At 32.2% G+C, this 21,814-nt stretch carries 22 protein-coding genes; 6 read left to right on the top strand and 16 right to left on the bottom strand.

The window, feature by feature from the left end; all coding sequences use genetic code 11:
* Positions 1 to 150: 150 nt before the first annotated feature.
* From P8V03_RS17830 to P8V03_RS17795, 8 genes are all read right to left on the bottom strand, one after another.
* A complete protein-coding gene (locus tag P8V03_RS17830; RefSeq protein WP_318799199.1) occupies positions 151 to 1,290 on the bottom strand; it encodes an ABC transporter ATP-binding protein in 1,140 nt (379 codons plus the stop codon).
* A 10-nt stretch (positions 1,291 to 1,300) separates the two neighbouring features.
* A complete protein-coding gene (locus P8V03_RS17825) occupies positions 1,301 to 2,104 on the bottom strand; it encodes an ABC transporter permease (protein ID WP_318799198.1) in 804 nt (267 codons plus the stop codon).
* A gap of 9 nt (positions 2,105 to 2,113) precedes the next feature.
* Positions 2,114 to 2,974 carry an ABC transporter permease gene (locus P8V03_RS17820; RefSeq protein WP_318799197.1) on the bottom strand — a complete coding sequence of 287 codons (861 nt, stop codon included), beginning with the start codon at positions 2,972 to 2,974 and terminating at the stop codon, positions 2,114 to 2,116.
* A gap of 87 nt (positions 2,975 to 3,061) precedes the next feature.
* Positions 3,062 to 4,297: an ABC transporter substrate-binding protein gene (locus tag P8V03_RS17815; protein ID WP_318799195.1), complete on the bottom strand. Its 1,236-nt coding sequence runs from the start codon at positions 4,295 to 4,297 to the stop codon at positions 3,062 to 3,064.
* 167 nt (positions 4,298 to 4,464) lie between these two features.
* The gene (locus P8V03_RS17810) at positions 4,465 to 5,334 is read right to left on the bottom strand and encodes a nucleoside hydrolase (RefSeq protein WP_318799194.1); all 870 of its coding nucleotides are present in this window, start codon (positions 5,332 to 5,334) and stop codon (positions 4,465 to 4,467) included.
* Positions 5,335 to 5,416: 82 nt separating this feature from the next.
* Positions 5,417 to 7,039, bottom strand: a complete 1,623-nt coding sequence (locus P8V03_RS17805; protein WP_318799207.1) for a thiamine pyrophosphate-binding protein — start codon at positions 7,037 to 7,039, stop codon at positions 5,417 to 5,419.
* 17 nt (positions 7,040 to 7,056) lie between these two features.
* On the bottom strand, positions 7,057 to 7,566 hold the full coding sequence (locus P8V03_RS17800; RefSeq protein ID WP_318799193.1) for a GAF domain-containing protein: 510 nt from the start codon (positions 7,564 to 7,566) through the stop codon (positions 7,057 to 7,059).
* A 12-nt stretch (positions 7,567 to 7,578) separates the two neighbouring features.
* A complete protein-coding gene (locus P8V03_RS17795) occupies positions 7,579 to 7,989 on the bottom strand; it encodes a hypothetical protein (RefSeq protein ID WP_318799192.1) in 411 nt (136 codons plus the stop codon).
* Positions 7,990 to 8,269: 280 nt separating this feature from the next.
* Here P8V03_RS17795 and P8V03_RS17790 point away from each other — a divergent pair, with 280 nt between their 5' ends.
* Positions 8,270 to 9,121: an SDR family oxidoreductase gene (locus P8V03_RS17790; protein WP_318799206.1), complete on the top strand. Its 852-nt coding sequence runs from the start codon at positions 8,270 to 8,272 to the stop codon at positions 9,119 to 9,121.
* Between the two features lie 50 nt (positions 9,122 to 9,171).
* Here P8V03_RS17790 and P8V03_RS17785 read toward each other — a convergent pair whose 3' ends face one another.
* The 3 genes from P8V03_RS17785 to ric all read right to left on the bottom strand — a co-directional run bounded on the left by P8V03_RS17785 (position 9,172) and on the right by ric (position 12,481).
* On the bottom strand, positions 9,172 to 9,648 hold the full coding sequence (locus P8V03_RS17785; RefSeq protein WP_318799191.1) for a spore coat protein: 477 nt from the start codon (positions 9,646 to 9,648) through the stop codon (positions 9,172 to 9,174).
* Positions 9,649 to 9,870: 222 nt separating this feature from the next.
* On the bottom strand, positions 9,871 to 11,589 hold the full coding sequence (gene hcp / locus P8V03_RS17780) for a hydroxylamine reductase (RefSeq protein WP_318799190.1): 1,719 nt from the start codon (positions 11,587 to 11,589) through the stop codon (positions 9,871 to 9,873).
* A 175-nt stretch (positions 11,590 to 11,764) separates the two neighbouring features.
* Positions 11,765 to 12,481, bottom strand: a complete 717-nt coding sequence (gene ric / locus P8V03_RS17775) for an iron-sulfur cluster repair di-iron protein (RefSeq protein WP_318799189.1) — start codon at positions 12,479 to 12,481, stop codon at positions 11,765 to 11,767.
* Between the two features lie 199 nt (positions 12,482 to 12,680).
* Here ric and P8V03_RS17770 point away from each other — a divergent pair, with 199 nt between their 5' ends.
* Positions 12,681 to 13,916, top strand: coding sequence for an FprA family A-type flavoprotein (locus P8V03_RS17770; protein WP_487286250.1), 1,236 nt, complete (start codon positions 12,681 to 12,683; stop codon positions 13,914 to 13,916).
* A gap of 130 nt (positions 13,917 to 14,046) precedes the next feature.
* On the opposite strand, the gene P8V03_RS17765 is transcribed toward P8V03_RS17770, so the two are convergent.
* Positions 14,047 to 14,766 (bottom strand): Crp/Fnr family transcriptional regulator, encoded by a 720-nt coding sequence (locus tag P8V03_RS17765; protein ID WP_318799187.1) that lies wholly within the window; start codon positions 14,764 to 14,766, stop codon positions 14,047 to 14,049.
* 313 nt (positions 14,767 to 15,079) lie between these two features.
* Here P8V03_RS17765 and P8V03_RS17760 point away from each other — a divergent pair, with 313 nt between their 5' ends.
* The 3 genes from P8V03_RS17760 to P8V03_RS17750 are packed head-to-tail and all read left to right on the top strand — an operon-like array spanning position 15,080 to position 16,224.
* Positions 15,080 to 15,322, top strand: a complete 243-nt coding sequence (locus tag P8V03_RS17760) for a spore coat associated protein CotJA (protein ID WP_261673530.1) — start codon at positions 15,080 to 15,082, stop codon at positions 15,320 to 15,322.
* A 14-nt stretch (positions 15,323 to 15,336) separates the two neighbouring features.
* Positions 15,337 to 15,621: a spore coat protein CotJB gene (locus P8V03_RS17755; RefSeq protein WP_318799186.1), complete on the top strand. Its 285-nt coding sequence runs from the start codon at positions 15,337 to 15,339 to the stop codon at positions 15,619 to 15,621.
* A 3-nt stretch (positions 15,622 to 15,624) separates the two neighbouring features.
* Entirely contained in the window at positions 15,625 to 16,224 is a 600-nt protein-coding gene (locus P8V03_RS17750) for a manganese catalase family protein (protein ID WP_318799185.1), read from the top strand.
* A gap of 58 nt (positions 16,225 to 16,282) precedes the next feature.
* Here P8V03_RS17750 and P8V03_RS17745 read toward each other — a convergent pair whose 3' ends face one another.
* The 3 genes from P8V03_RS17745 to surE form a co-directional block, all read right to left on the bottom strand.
* Positions 16,283 to 17,743 (bottom strand): serine/threonine-protein kinase, encoded by a 1,461-nt coding sequence (locus tag P8V03_RS17745; RefSeq protein ID WP_318799184.1) that lies wholly within the window; start codon positions 17,741 to 17,743, stop codon positions 16,283 to 16,285.
* 154 nt (positions 17,744 to 17,897) lie between these two features.
* Entirely contained in the window at positions 17,898 to 19,115 is a 1,218-nt protein-coding gene (locus P8V03_RS17740; RefSeq protein WP_318799183.1) for an NAD(P)/FAD-dependent oxidoreductase, read from the bottom strand.
* A 35-nt stretch (positions 19,116 to 19,150) separates the two neighbouring features.
* Positions 19,151 to 19,912, bottom strand: a complete 762-nt coding sequence (surE, locus tag P8V03_RS17735; protein ID WP_318799182.1) for a 5'/3'-nucleotidase SurE — start codon at positions 19,910 to 19,912, stop codon at positions 19,151 to 19,153.
* Positions 19,913 to 20,206: 294 nt separating this feature from the next.
* Between surE and P8V03_RS17730 the strand changes: the two genes are divergently transcribed.
* The gene (locus tag P8V03_RS17730) at positions 20,207 to 20,434 is read left to right on the top strand and encodes an alpha/beta-type small acid-soluble spore protein (protein WP_318799181.1); all 228 of its coding nucleotides are present in this window, start codon (positions 20,207 to 20,209) and stop codon (positions 20,432 to 20,434) included.
* A gap of 219 nt (positions 20,435 to 20,653) precedes the next feature.
* On the opposite strand, the gene namA is transcribed toward P8V03_RS17730, so the two are convergent.
* Positions 20,654 to 21,679, bottom strand: a complete 1,026-nt coding sequence (namA, locus tag P8V03_RS17725) for an NADPH dehydrogenase NamA (protein ID WP_318799180.1) — start codon at positions 21,677 to 21,679, stop codon at positions 20,654 to 20,656.
* Positions 21,680 to 21,814: the final 135 nt, after the last annotated feature.

The following is a 21,814-nucleotide window of genomic DNA, read 5'->3' as shown; positions in this document are numbered from 1 at the left end:
ATTATGAAATATATCCTTATAATTCAAAGCTTTTAAACCATAACATCACAAAAAACACTACATAAACTTCCTTAGGAAGAATATCCTATATGGTATTCCCTTAAATATACTAAAGGCTAGATTTGTATAAATCTAGCCCACTTTTCTGTTTTATTTATTTAATTGATAAAATATTCCCTTGGAAAAGTCTACAATTAAACTTACTTTTTCTCCAACAGTAAAATTAATCTGTTCATTGGATATTACTTTTAATTCTTTTTCTTCCGCTTCTACACTATAATAGACTTTGTCTCCTAAATATCTTCTCTTTTTCACAATGGCATTTACCCTACAGATACTTTCTCCCTTAGAATAAGCCTTATCCTCCATAAGTTTCTCTGATTCTCCATTAGTTTCTAATTCTAAAGATACTTCCTGTTTTCTAATATCACTTATACTAAAATCCTGGACTTTAGATAAAATCCCTATTTCCTCTGGTCTTATCATCATTTTCCCGTTTCCTTGAAGATAAGGCTCCACTTCAAAACTTCCAAAGTTACAGTTAAATACTCCATTTTTAACTGAACCCTCTATGTAATTTTTTTCTCCAAAGAAGTCTGCAACTAAAGCACTTACTGGTTTTTTATAAATGCTTTCAGGCTTATCAAACTGAGCTATAGTTCCTCCAATCATTACTGCAATTTTGTCTGACATCATTAAAGCTTCTTCTTTATCATGTGTGACTAAAATAGTTGTTATTTTAAAGTTCTTCTGTATATCTAGAACTAGCTCTCTCATTTCCTCTCTTAGTCTTATATCTAGGCTTGAAAAGGGTTCATCTAATAAAAGAACTTTCGGTTCAATAGCTAAAGCCCTGCCTAATGCAACTCTCTGCTTTTGTCCTCCTGATAGTTCGCTAGGATATCTTTTTTCCAGTCCCTGAAGTTTTAGTAAACCTATTATCTCAGAAACTTTACTTTCTTTAATTCTCTTCCTTACCCCAGCCATCTTAAGGCCAAAACCAATGTTGTCTTCTATATTAAGATGTGGAAATAGGAGATGTTCCTGAAACACAATTACTATCTTTCGCTTTTCTGCTGGTATATTCAAAATAGAAGCTCCGTCTAAAATTATATCTCCACTATCTGGATGAATAAGCCCAGCAATGGTTTTTAATGTAGTGCTTTTTCCACATCCCGATTCCCCTAAGAGAGATATTATTTCACCGTCATCTATGGAAAAACCTACATTATTTAATATCCTTGTGCCATTAAAGCTCTTATTTAAATTTTTTACCTGTAATTTAGTCATATCCTCTCTCCTAAATATAAAAATGGTTTTCTATTGAATAATAATTCTTAACTTTTTTCTCCATTATGCCTAAAAGCACTAAAGTAGATAGAATAAATATAACACTATAACAGGATGCTATCATTCTGTCTCCGCTTTGAATAAAAGGAAACATAACCATTGAAAGGGTTACCACATTTCCTCCGCCTACTATGAAGGTTAAAAAATACTGACTGAAAGATACTATAAATACTAAAGAAGCTGCTGATATCAAACCAGGTGATATTAAAGGTAATGTTACATAAAGGAAGGTTTGAACTCTGCTTGCCCCCAGTGTCCTTGCCTGAAACTCCATGGATTCGCCTAAGATTTCGAAGACGTTGGTAAGTATCCTTATAGCATAAGGTAGACAAGGGATTAAATGCACCAATACTACTCCTAGAAAGGTATTTGCAAGCCTAATCTTTATAAAAAATACTTGAATGCCAATTCCTACTGCTACTGGCGAAATAATAAGTGGTAAAAGCACAAGTAACTTAAAGAAACCCCTTCCTTTAAATTGATATAGTCCCAGAACTCTAGCAGCTGGCAGACTTATTAACAAAGTCACTACAGTAACCACAAGGGACAGCCAAATGCTATATAAAAGTACCATAATAGAATTGTTACTTTTCATAAAAAAGTAACTTAACGCCCTTAAATTATATTCTGTTGGAAGAATAGATGGCCAAGGCCACCTTTTAGCAATACACCATAAAAGTAAAACTATTAATGGTAACAAAATAAAAAAGGCAGCTAAATAAATAATAAATTTAAATAAAACATTCTTCTTCATATATTTCACCTATACATTTCTACAAATCAAACTTAAGGTTTTATCGTAAATCCATACCATTACCACAGAAATAAAGATAAGAACAATATTCAATGCCATTGCATAAGGTCTATTAAAAATATCAGGATTTGAATATTCTATAAAAGCCTTTACCGGTAATGTTTTAGGCGTAGTTGGTCCTAGTAAATAGGGAACCTCAAAAGCTCCAAAGGAAAATGCAAATATAATAATGAAAGAAGATATAATTGAAGGCCACGATAAAGGAAGTATAACATACCAGAAAAATTGTCTCTTGCTAGCTCCCAGATTCACAGCCACATTCTCAAGGTTTGTATTTATGTTACTTATAAAGGTATATACCACCATAGCCACAAAGGGTATCTCCTTCCAAAGATAAGTTATTATAATGCCTACTCCATATTTATCAAAGATAAGACTTGGAAAATCTGATTGTTCTTTTATTATTCCAAAATAATATAAGATCCTAGGCAGCAATCCGCTTTGAGATAAAATATTAAACATTAAAAAAGCAGCAATCATATGAGGAACTATTATAGGAAGTGTATATACTATTCTTTCTATAGATTTTCTATGTTTGTTAATAAGCATAGAATAAGCTAACAGCACTCCAATTATAATCGCTGTTATTGATGAAAATAAGGAGACCTTTAAGCTAAAGCTCAAAGATTCTAAAAAGCTTTTGTCCCTAATTATAGAAGCATAGTATTTAAAAGTTACCTCCTTAAGTCCTATTATTGGTATATAACCTAAACTTTGCGATAAAGCAGTGACTATTCCTGATGTTAATATTCCTAATAAAACAAATGCCGCTGGAAGAAGAAATATATATATCCTAATCTCTTTTTTCATTATCTACCCTCTCATTTTAATATTTATAAAGAAAATTAGGTGAGCTCATTTACCCACCCAATTTTTAGCTAATCATTATAAGCCTTATTATTTATCTCCTGGTACTTGCTCTGACCAGATTTTTTCTATGATAGGTACTAATTGTGCAGGTAATTCTGGCACTCTATGCTTTAAAAGCTCTTCCTGTGGTATTACCCCTTCTCCAAGCTTAATTTCTTCAAACTTCTTCTTTTCTTCCACGGTCAACTTACTGTTATCTAAGACAGGTAAGTCTCCCCAGCCTTCTGGATTATACTTTGACACCTGTCCTTCAACACTAATTATTGCATTAATAACTGCCATTGCTCCTGATTTATTAGTAGAGTTAAATGGTACTGCTAAGAAATGAGTGTTTCCTACAGTTCCCTTGTCAAAGATAAAACTTGCTGTTCCTTTTGGATATTCACCGCTTTTTATCTTAGCTGGTATTGAATTTGGATTATAAGACATACTCATTAATAACTGATTATCTGCATACATATTATCTAATTGAGCTATTGTAGCTGGATAAGTTTTTCCACTATTCCATAGATAAGGTTTTAATTGCTTTAAATAATCCATTGCTGGTTGGATTACTTGCTTAACTGATTCCTCGTCTGCTTTAACATTAGCTATCTTATCATACCCAACAACATCATATATAACGTTTCTTACAAAAGCACTTCCAGTAAAATCAGGTGGTGCAGGGTATGTAAATTTCCCTGGGTTAGCTTTTACGAACTTTAATAATTCTTCTGTATTTGAAGGAGTTTCTGATACCTTATTGCTATTATGTATCATTACAAATTGTGCTTTTCCATAAGGTACTTCGTAACCTTCTACAGGATATCCAAAATCAGATTTTACTTCTATTGAATCTTTGTCTATGTACTTACTAAAGTTAGGAAGCTTTTCTGCAAAAGGTCCAAAAAGTAATCCTGCTTGTTTTGCTGTGTAAAAGTTTTCACCATTGATCCAAACTACATCAATAGTTCCTTTTTCATTATGACCTTGCTTATCTGCAAGCAGCTTGCTTAGTATATCCTCGATATTCATTGGAACTCTCTTAAGTGTTATGTCATATTGTTCTTTTACTGCCTTTGCTAAATACTCATCGATCCATTTATTTGTAGTCTCACTGCCACCCCAACCATAAAAGTTAACGGTAGTTCCTTTAGCTTCTTTTAATACTGTTTCCCAATCCTTATTTGTTACAGTATCCGTACTGCTGTCCTTTTTATTTGAACATCCGAAGGAACCTAAAGCTAGCACAAACACTATAATTAAAGCTAATATTCTCCTCATCTTTTTCCCCCCAACACTATTTTTTAAAGGAATTTTGTCAAAATCCATAATATTATATCATATAAAATTTTATGTATAGTTCTGTATAAATAAAATTTATAGATTGTATTTTAACTATTAGTTTTGTTTATAGTAAACCTCATATATATTACCTATACAGTGCTAAACTATAGTGTTTCCCAGGCATTAAATATAATTTCTTTAAACTTATCAACATCTTTTATGTTAGTAGGAATATTTTGTTTCAAACTATCAACATTATCACTGCTTATTTTAAGGTAACCTTTTCTTAAATCTTCTTCAGTAGAGATTATGAATTTATAGTTATCTTCAAAAAGCTCTGGATTGGTAATATATACTGCTGATACAATGTCCCAGTTATAGAATCCCCAAACTCCAAAGTTCTTTTCAACGAAGACGTACCACGGCTCTATATTTCTTCTTATATAATCACATATAAAATGTTTCTTTTTCGATTTCAATCTATTTAACTGTTCTTCTCCAAAAAATCCTTGAAGACAGGTATGTCCCGTTAATATAGTTATATCACAACCTGAGTTTAGAACTTTGTAGGTAGCAAAAGGGTCACATGAAAAATTCAGTTCATCTAAATTTACCCCATTTATTATAAGAGGTTCTGTTATTCCTCCCATAAGAACTATATGTTTTAAGTTATTAAAAAAATTATTATCTAATTCATATGCTCCATATAAATTTGTAAGTGCTCCCGTTGCTAATAATGTAATCTCTCCCGGATTTTTAGCAGCTTCCTTAGCCAGGAATTCAGCTGCTTCACTTTGTCTGTTTTCTGATGAGTTAGCCCCCTTAATTAAAGGTACTCCTTTTATATTGAGTTCCTTAAACATATTCTCTGTATTTTTAAAAACCTCTTCAAGAGAACTATTGCCATAGGTTGTGGTTACCCCTTCAAGTTGTATGTCCTCTCTTCCTATAAGGTATAACAATGCCAATCCATCATCTACATCTCTATCAGGCATTCCCATTGTGTTGTCACAATCATATATTACTTTTTTCACATTATTCCCTCATTTCTAACTAGTTATCAACAGTATAAAATAACCTTGTAGTTTTTATTTTATACTACAAGGTTATAATTTACTACTTTATAGACTTTTTCAATAAACTTAGTCTTCCTAGAGGCATAGGTTCATTTATATCATGGTTAAGTTCTACAACTATAGGTCCATCAAGATCTATAAATCTTAATTTATCTAAGTCTTCGTCTGCTTCTACCTTGATAGAAGGTATTCCATAAGCTCCAGCTATTTTTAATATATCAATAGGTGGATCATAAAATATATCCATTGTTCTTTCAAATAATACTTCATGACCTTTTCTCACAAATTCAAGGGTACCATTTTTCACAACAAAAGTAATAATTTTTAAATTATACTGTTTCATTGTGGCGAGTTCTGAAGCATAATTCATCTGGAAGCTACCATCACCAATAACTACTGCTATAGGTCTGTCAGGATTTGCTCTAGCTATACCTATGGCACCAGTAGTACTTGCCATACATCCATAGCATATATTACATTCAAAATCCCCTTCCTTTGGAACATTAAGAAACTTGTAGCAATAATTTTGACTAGAGCCTATATCATTCATATAGAAGGTGTTTTTAGGAAGAATTTTTGTTATATTTTCAAAAAATCTTCTCATAGAGAACTTTAATTCTTCACCTGCATAGTCATCATTTAGTGGTTCATCAATATCATTACAAATATACTTTTTAAGTATATTTGTTTCTAGATATTCAAGAGCATCGCTAAGATCAGCTGCTACTGGTACATCCTCATTGTATGCCTTGTTGAATGTATTTTTATCAATATCTATATGTATTAACTTTCTTCCTTTAACTAATTCTTTATTAAAGTTTTGAGTTGAGTTTTCTCCTAGCTGTGTTCCAAGCGCTAGTATGCATTCAATACTTTTATCTTCCAACACAACTTTATTTGCTAAATCAGTTCCCGGAAATCCGAAATTGCCCATATGTAATCTATAGTCTTCTTCTAGTACTGCTTTTCCACTTGTTGTAGAGACTATAGGCCAGTTTAATTTTTCTTCTAGCTTCTTTATTTTATCACCAAGACCTCTACAACCGCCGCCTACTATAATTAATCCCTTTTCACACTGATTAATTAAGTTTACAGCTTTATCTAAGGCTGTATAATCTGAAGCTACAGTTTTTATATCTATTAAACCATATTCTTCTCCAGTATAGAGTTCTTTCTGAAGATCTAAAGGTATTCCAACATGAACAGGTCCTCTTGGATGTTCCATTGCTATTTCCATAGCTTTTTTTAGTTCCTTTATAATATCCTGACTATCTTTTACTATTACAGAATGCTTAGTTATTCCACTTAATAGTTTAACACCCTCTAGCTCTTGTATAGCACCTAAGCCCTGCTGCCATCTGTTAACATATCCACCTATAACTAATACTGGTGATTTAGACTGTCTGGCTTCTGCTATACCATTAACGGCATTAGCTATACCTACTGAACCTGATAATAGACATATACTTAGTTTTCCAGTTACCTTAGAAGCCTTAGCTGCAGAAAAACCTGCAGCTTGCTCATTTCTAACTCTTACATATTCTATGTCCTTAAAATCATTCATAGCATCTACTATAGGACTAAAGGTAGCACTAGGAACCCCAAAAACCTCTTTTACTCCGTTTTGTGCTAGGTATCTTAGTATCTTCTCGCATACTTTCATTGTCAAAAATCATCTCCTTATACGTTGTCGTTATACATGTCCTCATTAAATTGTCGTATAAGTTGCCCACATTCTTTAATTTCCTTATCTGTGAAAATATGATGTTTATCTAGGGATGGTATACATATTAATCCAATTGCCTTGTTTCCATCTTCTTTATCAAATAAAGGATATACCACCAAGCTTTTAATACCAAAGGCTCTAAAAGCCGGAGATGATTGGGGATCATTGGGAACATCGTATATGTATACTGTTTCTCCCTCTATGATTCTTTCTAATACTGGATCACCTTTTATTGTCAATCTATCTTTCATACTTCTGTGAGTATCTTTCCAACGTTTTATACCCATTAAATCCGTTTCCATAATATGGATAGGATCTAGATGACCATCTTTGAACTGATGATAATTTATGTCACCTACATTGCAGGCATCGTATAAGTCAGAAAAAAGCTTGTCTACCCTTCTGATTTTGTACTTGATTTCGTCTGCTTTATACTCGTTAACAGCAGTTTCAAATTCACTCATTACCACTCTCTCCTAATATCCTAATTCTTTAGCCTTTGCTTCTGCTTCTTCCATAGAAGAAACATAGTATTGTGGTATTAAATCCTTACTGCCATCCTTTGATGAACGCTGCATCTGCATTTTAACTATAACCTTATCTACTATAACGATACTACCTTGTAAACCATTGTTAGCAGCCCAAGCTATATGATCATTAACTGCTTCCACAACACTTGACATCTGATATTTACTCATGTCACATACCTTAATCCATTTACCCATTCTTCCTACTTCACTGGAAAGGTTATTTTTATAAGCATTGGCATACTCTGCATATTCCTTATCTGTCCATAATCCTTGTATCATTTCATATACTCTTTTTTGACCTGCCTTTGTTTCTAATGTAAATGAACATTTTTCAAATTGTTTGCTTACTTTTGACATAATATTGTTCCTCCCTTATACATAAAAGTCTAAAATTTGATATAAATTTATCTGAGTCCCCTATAATTTTGTATAAATTTATCTATATATCTTTATTATACTAATTCTACATGATAACTCAAGTCGAATTAAGAATATTTTTGTAAAATGTTATTTATTTTCTTTAAGTTACAATATATGTCTACATTGCATATAATATAGATGTAATTAATTTTCAGGAGAATTTACATTGTATAAATTCTATTACCCATACTATGGCTATCTTATAAACTGTAAGCCTATGCCTATAACCTTTCCTCCACAGCACCAGTCCAAGCAGCCTGGTCTAGAATACTTAATGAGTCCACCTCCAATATTTAACAATCCAAAATATAAAGGAAGCGGGAAACTTAAGAATAAGGTAGTATTAATCACCGGTGGCGATAGTGGTATTGGAAGAGCTGTTTCCCTTGCCTTTGCAAAGGAGGGAGCAGATATTGCCATTGCATATTATGATGAGCATCGAGATGCAGAAACAACTAAAGCTTTAATAGAAAATGAAGGTAGAAGATGTTTATTAATGGCTGGAGATTTAAAAGAAGAGAGCTTTTGCAAAAAAATTGTAGACATGACTGTTGAAACCTTTGGAAAGCTAAATGTTTTAGTAAACAATGCAGCAGTACAGTATCCACAAAAGAGTCTTGAAGATATTTCTTCAGAACAGCTGGAAACAACCTTCCGCACTAATATATTTCCTTTGTTCTATGTGACAAAAGCTGCACTCCCTTATTTGAAAAGAGGGGACAGTATAATTAATACTGCTTCTATAACTGCCTATAATGGAAATAAAGAATTAATTGATTATTCTTCAACCAAAGGTGCTATTGTTACCTTCACTCGTTCTCTTTCTCTTTCCTTAGAGTCAAAAGGTATTAGAGTAAATGGGGTAGCCCCAGGTCCTATCTGGACACCACTTATTCCATCTAGCTTTTCGGCAGGTAAGGTAGCTACCTTTGGCTTAGAGGTGCCTATGAAAAGAGCTGGTCAGCCTGTTGAATTAGCTCCGGCCTATGTTTATTTGGCTTCCAATGATTCAACTTATGTATCTGGACAAATTCTTCATGTTAACGGCGGAGCTATGGTAGAATCTTAAAAATTTTAAAAGGTAGAAGCAAAAAACTTCTACCTTTTAATTATGTATTTCTATTGAACTTCATACATACCTTTGCTTTCCATGTACTTAAATATTGCCTCTCCATGCTTTTGTTCTTCTTTTTGTAGATGATTTAAAACATCACGTACTTCAGTGTCTTTAAACTCAAAAATAGCTGTGTTATAAGCTCCTGAAACATACTTTTCTGTCATTAGCATATCCTGACAAAGCTCTGCATCAGAAACTCCCTTCATACCTACAGCTCCTGTATTTCCACTGCTCATACTTTGTTGTTGATTTTGATTGCCACTCTGTTGTGAATTCATCTGTGGAACCTGACCGCTTAACAATTGATTAATAGTATTTAAGTGCTGCTGCTCTATTGATGCATGATTAGTGAATAATTGTTTTAATTGCTGGTCTTGAGCCTGACTTGCATAACTAGAATACTTATCTACACAAAGCTGCTCATGGCTCTTTTGATCCTCCAATAATGTTCTTTCCTTTTGTGTTAAGTTTATTTGCATAATTAAAACACCTCCATTCCTATTTTGTGTAAAGTCAAATTTTGTATACCACATTTTTAAAAATTTATCTTTTCTTAATTAGAGAAATTGATGCATATATTAATTTAGATTTTATACAAATCCTAGATTAAATAAAAACAAAACCCTATCCATTTCTGAATAGAGTTTTGCTTTTATTTATAATAAGGATTGATGGGATTAGCATAAATACTATTATTTAAATTATTGACCCATAAACATCTTTATATCATCATCAACATTTGTTATTCCACCGATTCCAAAGTTCTCTACAAGAACCTTAGCTACATTAGGGGATAAGAATGCTGGTAGAGTTGGTCCTAAGTGAATATTCTTTACTCCTAAGTGAAGTAATGATAACAATACTATAACAGCCTTTTGCTCATACCAAGCTATATTGTATGATATAGGAAGTTTATTAACATCGTCTAAACCAAATACTTCTTTTAACTTAAGAGCTATAACAACTAATGAGTAAGAGTCGTTACATTGTCCTGCATCTAGTACTCTTGGAATTCCTCCAATGTCTCCTAAATCAAGCTTATTGTATTTGTATTTTGCACAACCTGCTGTAAGAATTACTGTATCTTGTGGAATAGCCTTTGCAAAATCTGTGTAGTAGTTTCTGCTCTTCACTCTTCCATCACAACCAGCCATAACAAAGAATCTCTTTATAGCTCCAGTTTTAACTGCTTCAACTACTTTATCAGCTAAAGCTAAAACTTGGTTATGTGCGAATCCTCCAACTATTTCTCCTTTTTCGATTTCCTTTGGTGCCTTACACTTCTTAGCATGCTCTATAATAGCTGAGAAATCTTTAGGTTGTCCATTCTTTCCATCTGCTATATGCTTAACTCCTGGAACTCCTGTTACACCAGTTGTGTACATTCTATCTTTATAAGAAGCCTTTGGAGGTACAATACAGTTTGTAGTCATAAGTATTGGTCCATTGAAGCTTTCAAACTCTTTATCTTGTAACCACCAAGCATTTCCGTAGTTTCCTGCAAAGTGCTTATATTTCTTAAATGCTGGATAGTAGTTAGCTGGGAGCATCTCACTGTGAGTATATACATCTACTCCAGTTCCTTCAGTTTGCTCTAGTAACCATTCCATATCCTTTAGATCGTGTCCACTTATTAATATACCAGGGTTATTTCTAACACCAATATTTACTTTTGTTATTTCTGGATGACCATAAGTTTCAGTATTAGCCTTATCAAGTAATGCCATACCGTCAACTCCGAACTTACCAGCTTCTAAAGCTAAAGCTACTAAATCATCTGCTGTTAAGCTGTCATCTAAAGTTGCAGCTAATGCCTTTTGCATAAAGCCATGAATTTTTTCATCATTGTAGTTTAAGTGGTTAGCATGCTTCACGTATGCAGCTAGTCCTTTTAATCCGTAAGTTATAAGTTCTCTTAAAGATCTTACATCCTCGTTTTCTGTAGCTAGTACACCAACTTTTGCTGCCTTTACATCAAATTCATTTACATTATCAGCAAACCAAGTAGCTGCTTCTGGTAATTTTAAATCTTCTTCTTTTTTAACTCCACCAAGACCTAATATTCTCTTAAGCCATGAAGTATTTTCCTTTGACTCACCAGCATTTCCGCCAGCTTTTATATACTGTTGTTTAACTTCTTCTCTTAATTGTAAGCCCTTTTTAATTCTCTCTATAAATACATTTCTATCAAAGTTTGCATTTGTTATAGTAGCAAAAAGACCTTCCATTACAAACTTGTCTACTTCTTTATTAACCACACCTAGCTCTCTAGCTCTTGTGCTGTATACTGATATACCTTTTAGTACATATATTAATAAATCTTGTGCTTTTGCTAAATCTTCAGTCTTTCCACAAACGCCTTTTATTGTACAACCTTTACCGCCTGCAGCTTCTTGACATTGGTAACAAAACATACTCATTTAAATAACCCTCCATTTAACAACTTTATTATATTAATTTTACTTATTGACCAAATTAATTCTTATCTTCATTTATCTTGTGGATTTTGTATTATCTCCTGTCCACACTTATATCTTACTAGATTACTCAACTTAAATCCGTAACAAGGGTTACGGATTATATATTTTTTTAAAATTAATTATTATTTTCTTTCACTACCCTTGGAAAAAGAATATTATTTTCTAGATGAATATGAACAAATGTCTCTGATTCTAATTCCTTTAGCTTATCATAAGTTAGTCTATAGGTGTTGCAGCCATCTTCAGGCACTTTAAAGCCCTTTGTTGCTCTTCTAAGTGCTTTTAGAATATCTCCTGCCCCTTCATGTTCTTCTTCTAAACCTTTTATGGATTTAACTATTTTATCTAATAACTCCTTAGAGTGAGTTTTTTCATATTCTTTAATCATTGGAAATTCACTAGTTTCTTCTTTAATTGTATGCTGCTCTAATTCCATTCTTAGACTGGAGAATAACCTATGCACTTCTGCTAGTTCACTATGACCTCCACCGTGCACCCTAAGTATCTTAGCTGTTAATTCTCCTATCTTAGGCAGCTCCCTTTGCAGATATGCATGATGAACATTAACTATATGATCTATTAAATCACTATAAGATAGATTATTGAAATCAACTTCTTCAATTCCCATACTAACAGCTTTGTTATAAGCTTCCTCTAGTTTACTCATAATTTCCTCTTCATTTAAATTGTGTTCTTTTATTTCTTCTATTAAAGGTGTATCTCCGCCACAACAGAAATCAATATTATATTCTTTAAATATATCCATGGATTTAGGAAAATTTGCTGCAATATGCCCTACGCTATCTGAACTTTTAAATGTAAATTTACTCATTTCTTATACCTCCAAAATTTTTTATAGTTTATATCAATTTTCAATATTATTGTTTTACTTGATGACTCAATTATACCTAATTGTCTTTTTTAATTCTGTGATTACAATCAAATTTCAAATTGATTCTAATCACTGCTAATAGGATTTTAAAAAGATATAATTAGGCCATAAAGTTAAACAAAACACGAAGGAGAGATTAATTATGATAAACAATAAAATAGCAGAAAAAACTTATTGGGTTGGTAAAGTAGATGATAGAAAGGTGCCTTTTCATAGATTAATATTAGAAAAGGGAACAACTTATAATTCTTACTTATTAGATACAGAAAAACCTACTATAATAGATACTGTTGATATAATGTATGGCGGAGAATTTGTTAAGAATCTTCAACAAATTATTGACCTAGACAAAATTTATTATGTAGTAATTAACCATGTAGAGCCAGATCATGCTGGAGCATTACCAGCATTATTAAATAAAGCAAAAAATGCAACTATAGTAACTACAGAAAAAGGAAGAGAGTTTTTAAACGGAATGTTTAAGCTTCACAGTAGAAACTACTTCATAATTAAAGATGGGGATTCCCTAGATATTGGTGGTAAGACACTTAAGTTCTTTGAAACACCGTATCTTCATACAGAAGAAACTATGATTACTTACTGCGTAGAGGATAAAATTCTTTACCCTTGTGATATATTCAGTACCCACATTGCAAACTATGAACTTTTTGATGATTTGGCAAAGGAAGATATCACAGAGGACTTTACAGTTTACTATAAACTTATCATGGGACCACATAGGTCTTATGTAAGAGATATGTTAGATAAAGTAAAAGACTTAGATATTCAAATGATTGCCCCTTCTCATGGATTTATATTGAGAAGTGATGTAAATAAATATATTAAAATTTATGATGAGTTAAGTAAAATTAATTCTGATGCAAAAGATAAACAAGCATTAATATTATTTAGCTCTATGACAGGAAATACAGGTAAAATAGCCAAAGATCTTGCTGATGGCTTCAAAAACCTTGGCATCACAACGGATATCTTTAATGTGAAAAATGCTAATATAGAGGATATTAAAAAAGCAGCCCTAGAAGCCAATGCAATACTTATAGGCAGCTCTACAAAATATGGAGATATGATAGGTAACCTGGAAGAAGTTCTAAAAGAACTAGTAACTCTAGATTTATCAAATAAGCTTGGTTCAGCCTTTGGTTCCTTTGGCTGGAGTGGAGAGGCTGTAGAAATAATAAATGATTACATTAAGGAAAGTAAAATGACTTTAGTTGATACTTCCTATGTAGTAAAAGCTACCGGTGCTAATGATATTAAGCTACCGCTAAAGGTAAATTACTATGATAATGAAGAAACAAAAGATATGGCTATCAATGCAGCAATGGCCATAGGGGAATTGATACTAACTAAGTAATCTTGTGAAAGTAGACCTTGTAGTCACTGTATAATATCGTAAAATTGTTTTATTATAAATATTATAATATGAGAAAGTACATAGGCTTATGGAAACCTATGTACTTTCTCTATTTAAAAAACTTATATTTTTATATTGTAGTTTTTAAGTACTCAATATCTTTTATAATAATCTTTTTATTACCTATAAGCTCTATTGTTCCTTCTTCCTGCATGGAAGTTAAGGTTCTACTTACTGTTTCCCTAGTAAGCCCTGAATAGTTTCCTATTTCCTCCCTGCTTAAAGGCAGTTCCAATTCTACTGTACCATTAACCTCCTTTCCAAAATCTCCTGCCAGGCTTAAAAGTACTCCGATAACTCTTGATTCTACATCCTTAGTACTCAGTCTTTCTACAAGATGCTCAAGGTTAACAACTCTATCATGAACTACTTCTAATATCTTTAATGTTATGTTAGGATTATCCCCTAATATCCTATCAAAATCCTCTTTGGTTAACATACATATCGCAGTATCTTCCAAAGCTTCTCCATTAAACTCTAGCTTACCTTTCTTTAGAAGGCTCAGCTCCCCAATAAAATCTCCATCAGATAAGATATACAATATCTGTTCCTTGCCTTCCTTTGTGTATCTAAATATTTTAATTTTCCCTCTATTTACTATATAAAGCTTATCTGAAACATCTCCTTCAAAAAATATCGTTTGTCCTTTTTTGTATTTTCTATGAATTACCATATCAGCAATTTCTTTTAACTGTTCATCCTGCAGCGTTGAAAATATAGATACCTTTTTTGCACAATATTTACCTGTACACTTCTCACATCCACAATTAATACTTATAGCTTTCGACATATTATCTAAATCACCTTTCCTATATTTCAGTACGACTTGAAAATACCATCAGATTCTTATTTTATACTATTATAATATAAAACTTTAGCCCTTCACAAATATTTCATAACAAAAACATAAAACTTAGCATATTAGTGTAATATCTAATTTTTTCAAATTAAAACTTCATGGTTATATATTATACTTCAACCTACAAATGTACTAAGAATAAATATATTTTATGATAGAAGTTTAATGTATCTGTAACAACTTTACAATATTCTTCATATGATGTAATTGTATAAGCAACATTTTAAGGAGGATAAATTCAACTATGGCTAAAGACAAAAATGTAAAATCTAAAATGTATATAGGTAAATGCCCATCAATGGGTAAATGTATTCCGCAAGAATTAGTAATTAGAAATGTTAGATTAGCAGCTGCATATGTACCTTATCAAAAACTATGTACCCTTCTATCTCCTATTGAAGCGCTTAGACATGGAACTGCTTTCCCTGAGCTTTACAGTCCTTATGAGGGAAAAGATAGAAAATGCAGACCTGTGGTTAAATGTTAGAAGGAGGTGCTATTATGAATAAAGAAATGAGTAAAAAAGAACTTTTAAGACAGATTACTGCTGTAAATTTTGTTCTAGTAGATCTCCATCTATACCTTAATACCCATCCTAATGATCGTGAAGCTCTGGCAAAACACAATTCTCTTGCAATGCAATCCCGTATGCTTAGGGAAAATTATGAGAGATGCTTTGGGCCTTTATCCTATGGTTCCTGCAGTGCTTATCCATGGCAGTGGATAAATGAACCATGGCCTTGGGAATGTGAAGCTAATTTCAAGCTTTATGAGGAGGAGATGTAGTATATGTGGGCATATGAAAAATTTCTTCAATACCCTGTAAGAATTAAAAATCCTAATCCAGCTATGGCAAAAATAATTATAACACAATATGGTGGACCTGATGGAGAATTAGCAGCATCCTTAAGATATCTTAGCCAAAGATTTACTATGGTTACACCTCAAGCTATTGCAACTTTAAACGACATCGGAACAGAAGAATTAGCCCATCTGGAAATGGTAGGATCAATGGTCCATCAACTAACCAAAGGGGCAAGTCTTGAAGAATTACAAAAGTTCGGATTAGATGCTTATTATGTTGACCACGGTAAGGGAATTTATCCTTCAAATCCTACTGGTGTTCCATTCACTGCTGCCTATATTCAGTCAAAAGGAGACCCTATAGTAGACTTAACGGAAAATCTAGCTGCAGAACAAAAGGCAAGAGCAGTATATGAATATCTTCTAGATTTTGCTGATGACCCAGATGTAATTGAGCCTTTAAAATTCTTAAGGGAAAGAGAAGTTGTACATTATCAAAGATTTGGAGAAGCACTTAGAATAGTTCAAGATTATTTAGAAGAACCAAAACTATTTATAATGCCAAAGACAGATTTTCATAAATAAGACTTGAAGTCTATAAAAACAAGAGTACATTTTTCTAGGGTGTACTCTTGTTTTCTCTTTAGTCATCATTTTTGTTTTTTCCCTTTGCTTTTCCGTTGCCTTTTCCCTTGCTATCTTTTTTATCTCCAGAATAGTTATCTAATGATTCCAAAGAAGTATTATTAGTACTACTATTTACTGTAGGTGTACTTTGGCTAGAATTAACATTTACAGGTTGTTCTTTTTGCCCACTGTTTCCACCGTCTTCATTAATATCTTCTTTTTTCTCATCTTGTGTAGATTCACTGGTATTTTCTTCGCTAGTTGTTTGTCCTTGATCTATAATGTTGTCCTTCTTACCATGATCCGTAACAAGATAGCCTAAAATAAAAATAAAAGCTACAAAAGTTAAAATTAATACTAAGTTTCTTTTTAGTTTCTTTATATCTTTTTTAGAAATATCCTTTTTTACTTTTATTTCTTCTCCACTGTTATTACTAGTACTTTGTTCTTCTTCCTTATTTATTTTATAAAAGTTTATTTTTCCTTTCTTTTCTGTGGTCGTAGTATTAGTACTAGCCTCTTCATTTTCCTTGTTACTATTCGGAATTCCAATTAAGTCTCTAAGCTCTGATTTATTTGTAGCTCTTGTCCTAAATTCCTCCAAGTTATTTGTATATTGATTTTTTTCAATATCCATTAGCAAGGTTTTATCATAATCCTGCTCCATACCCATTAGTAAAGTTCTAGTATAATCCTCTTCCTTACTAAAGGCATCAGCTAGTTCTTTCTTCATAATTTCTACTGAAGGATATCTATCTATAATATCAATTTGCATTGCTCTTTGTATTATTCTTTTCAATCTAAAAGACACTTCACTGCCGTAATTTTCATCCTTTAGTGGCTCTAATAAAACAGCTGGGGCTTTCCCTGATACCATAAAATATATTACTGCACCTAATCCGTATATATCAGTCTGCTTACAGGTTTGTTCTGTTCCATACTGCTCTGGTGCTGCATAGCCCTTAGAACCCATATATATAGTATCTTTGTCCCCACCTTTTTTATATATTCTTGAAATACCAAAATCTATTAAAACAATTCTACCTGACGGAGTTATCATAATATTAGATGGTTTTAAATCTCTATATATTATAGGAGGATTAAAACTATGGAGGTATTCTATAATTTCACATATACTTATCCCAATATCTCCTATTTGTTCTGGTTTAACTGAGCCGTTATTTTTCACATAATCCTGCAGCGTCTGCCCTTCTATATAGTCTTCAACTATATAAAGGTTATCATCTTCATAAAAAATATCAACCACTCTAGGAATACCTGGATGACTTAAGTTTTTTAGTATATTTGGTTCTGCTAAAAAATCCATATATCCTTCCATCTTCTTCTTTATTTCTTTTATTGCCCAGAGATTATCTAGTCTTATATTTTTACATAGATAAACAGTACTCATTCCGCCTTGTCCAAGAGTTTTAACTACTTCATACTTTCCATCTAATTTATGTCCATGATTTAACATAACATTCCTCCTCCAAATAGCAGTCGAGACTTTTATATTAGCTAATAAATTTCCAGTACATATATAATATACGTATAAATTTTAAATTTTGGAGGGGTATTTTTTAAAAAAACTTCAGGCTGAGTTTTTTAATCACCTGAAGCTTTTAGCTTTATTATTTTATACCTTTTATTCTTTCAATTAATTGGTCTATATATACATTCTTAAAATTAATACTTCCTAAATCTAGTTCATTTTCAATAGCTCTCTTTAAAGTTGTAGATATTTTAGTATCCCCTATTACTACAGCTCCAATTACCCTATTATTCTTTATAAAAACCTTTTTATAGTTCTTTGTATCATTATCTTCTACAAGTATATCTGTTGCTTTATCCTCTTCTATAGTTCCCATTGAGAATAGAGATAACCCGAAGGCATTCATTGTAGTTATTGGAGATACGTACTTGTAACTACTATCTCTTCCTACTATGTTATTTCCAGCGGTTGTTCCCTGTGAAATAGCTATGTTCCACAGTCCATAAACTTTTCCATCAAATTCTGCTATATCTCCTGCAGCATAAATATCAGGAATATTTGTCTCCATCTTTTCATTTACAATTACACCTCTGTTAACTTTTATATCAGTCTCTTTTAATAAAGCAACATTAGGTCTTACTCCAATAGAATAAGTAACCATATCGCAAGATATGAATTCTCCTTTATTGGTTATAAATCCTTCTACACCACTTTCTCTAACAGATATCTCACTAATTTGACTACCCAACATAATATCTATTCCACTATTCTTCACAGCATTTTCTAATAACTCTGAAGCTCTTTCATCTAGTTGTCTTGGCATAAGCCTCTCAGCAAGTTCCGAGACGATGATTTTCTTGCCTGCTTGTGCAAGTACCCAGGCCAACTCTAATCCTAGAATGCCTCCCCCTATGTGAAGTACTGTTTTACATTTACTAGATTCCTCAGCAATATTTCTAGCATCTTGCAAAGTTCTTAATGTAAATACTCCTGATTTATTGATGCCGTTAATATCAGGAACAAAATTACTTGCTCCATTTGCCAACAGTAATTTTGTGTAATCTGCTTTTCCTCCATCTGAAAGCTGCAGTTCCTTACTGTCAGTATTTATAGAAACAACCTTTATGCCTTTGTTTAGAGTTATATTATTTTCTCCATACCATTCTTTTTTTTGAATAAGCAGCTTATCTTCTTCTAATGAACCTAATAGTCCTTTAGATAATCTAAGTCTGTTGTATGGATAAAATAATTCATCTCCATAAAGTTCTACCTTAATTTCTTTATCAACGGCTCTAATAGCTTTTATTGCACTAATTGCAGCTATACCAGTTCCTATAATTACAACTTTATCCTCCAAATTATCACTTCCTATAGTTGAAATTTTTTATTAAATTATTGTTTATTAAATATTTTTCCTACTTCGTTTAATATGTTAAAGTTAGTTAAGTCATAGTGCAGTGGTGTTAAAGTAACGTAACCTTCTTTTATATAATGTACATCTGTTTCTTCATTATTTGGCTCATTTAACTTTCCTTTCAATTCATAAATCCTATCATCATTTTCTCCTAACTTTTCTATGAAATAATTATCATAGGTTTTACCACCTACCCTGCAAACCTTAATGCCCTTTATTTCTTCTACTGGTACTAAAGGAACATTTAAGTTTAAAACAACGTCATCTTTATTATATTTATCTTTAGCTATAGATAATATTCTTGATGCATAGGATGCAGCTATTTCATATTTTTCTACCTCCTCAGTGATGTCTGTAGAAACTGCCATAGATGGTATTTTATAAATAGCTGCTTCTATAGCTGCTGATACTGTTCCGGAGTAAATTACATCTGTTCCTAAGTTATACCCATTATTTATACCTGATATAACCATATCGACTTTTCTATCCATTAATTTATCTAATGCCACCCTTACACAATCTGCTGGTGTTCCGCTAACACTGTAGGCTTTTGATTTTATTCCATCTATTTTAACCTCTTTAACATAAAGTGGCTCGTGAATAGTAATAGAATGACCACAAGCACTTCTTTGACTATTTGGTGCCGCAATAATTAGTTCATGATTTTTTTCCAACTCCCTAGCTAAGGCATGTAATCCTTTAGCATTTATTCCATCATCGTTTGTCAGTAATAGTTTCATAGTAACCCTCCATAATTCTCTGTTAACAAATTTTATTATTATAACTTTAGTTTATAAATCTACTAAAGAAAAGTAAACCTTATACCTAATTACTATATATCAAAAGAGCTACTAAAATTCATTTTTAATAAAAATTGTAATAAATATAATAGAATATAAATATCATTAAACACAAAAAATATCTCTGTAGCTACTTATGAATTAAACCTTCACTCTTATATCTGTGTTGGATTATAAATTAACTTTCCTATTCACTACTAGTTTATTAGCTTTAAGAAAGGTGGTTAGTATAATATGAATAATAAACTTGAAAATAAATTTTCCATTGCTGCAAAGGAAACAGCTAAAACAAAAACGGAGCTAGCAAGTGAACTTGGAATTCCAATACCTAAAGACGGTTATTGGGGAGATATGCCTTCTAAAGTATGTGGTACTGTAGGCGGTGCCATTGGTGGAAACTTTACTAAGGCTGCTGTGGAAAGCTTTGAAAGAAGTTTGGCTGAAAAATACAAAAATAAATAAATAAATAAATAAATAAATAAATTCTTCAAGGAAGTCTTAGAAAGTTTTATTTGAAAAGGGCTGTCGCATTAAGAAATTTATATACAATATATTAGTTTGCAACTCAATAACAAACACAATATGTTGTGAAATTTACTCTTAGCGTGACAGCCCCTTCATGTTATCATTTTACAACTATTAGCAAAATTTTTTAAGTATACAGGAATACTAAAACATACGTTATTTTTTACTTCTTTCGTACTGAACTGGCCAACTAAGGCCACTATCTCCTAGTTTCTCTGCTGCCTGAAGGGGCCAGTAAGGATTTCTAAGTAGTTCTCTTCCTATGAATACTAAATCAGCTCTATCATTTTGAAGAATTTCCTCTGACATTTCAGCCTCTGTTATTAACCCACCAGCTATTACAGGCAAGTTAGTTTCTCTCTTGATTGTTTCAGCAAACTTTACCTGATACCCTGGATAAGTCTTTATTCTTGCCGGTACTACTGCTCCGGAACTTACATTTATTAAATCAACACCTTCATTCTTAACTAAATTTATTATATTAGCTAAATCTATATCATGATTTCCTTCCGTTACATAATCTTCCGCAGAAACTCTTAATATTACAGGCTTCTCCTTAGGCCATACTTCCCTAATAGCTTTTACTATTTCCAGTAACAGTCTTGCTCTATTTTCTAAACTTCCTCCATATTCATCATTTCTTTTATTAGAAAGGGGAGATAAAAACTCATTTATTAAATATCCATGAGCGCCATGTATTTCTATCACATCAAAGCCTGCTGATTCTGCTCTTTCAGCTCCATTTTTGAAGGCATCTATTACTGCTTTTATATCCTCTTTTGTCATTTCAGTAGGAACTCTATAATTTTCACTATATGCTATTGCACTAGGCGCAATTATATTTTCTGATACTGCTTCACACTTTCTTCCTGCATGACCTAATTGTATTCCTATTTTTGTACCATGTCTTTTAACTTCATCTACTATTTTCTTTAAACCATCTACATGGGAATCACTCCATATACCTAAGTCCTTATCCGTTATTCTTCCCCGACTTTCAACAGCAGTTGCTTCTAAAATTATTAACCCCACTCCACCAACTGCTCTAGTAGCATAATGTACAAAATGCCATGAATTAGGGTTTCCTTCATCATCCGCACTATACATGCACATTGGTGGCATTACAATCCTATTTTTCAATTCCATATCCTTTATTTTTATTTCTGTAAATAATTTTGACATCCTAAACCCTCCACTACATTTTTTAACCTAGAATATATTATTCCCCTATCAATAGCATAATACTTAATACTCACTAAAAGATATAAAAAAAGACCGTCTTTAGTGAAAGACAGTCTTACTTGCTTTTATGTAATT

The organism is Clostridium tanneri, from assembly GCF_033659955.1.
GTDB lineage: Bacteria > Bacillota > Clostridia > Clostridiales > Clostridiaceae > Clostridium_AM > Clostridium_AM tanneri.
The sequence above is the reverse complement of the archived record's forward strand: the minus strand, read 5'-3'. Positions and strand labels throughout refer to the sequence as shown.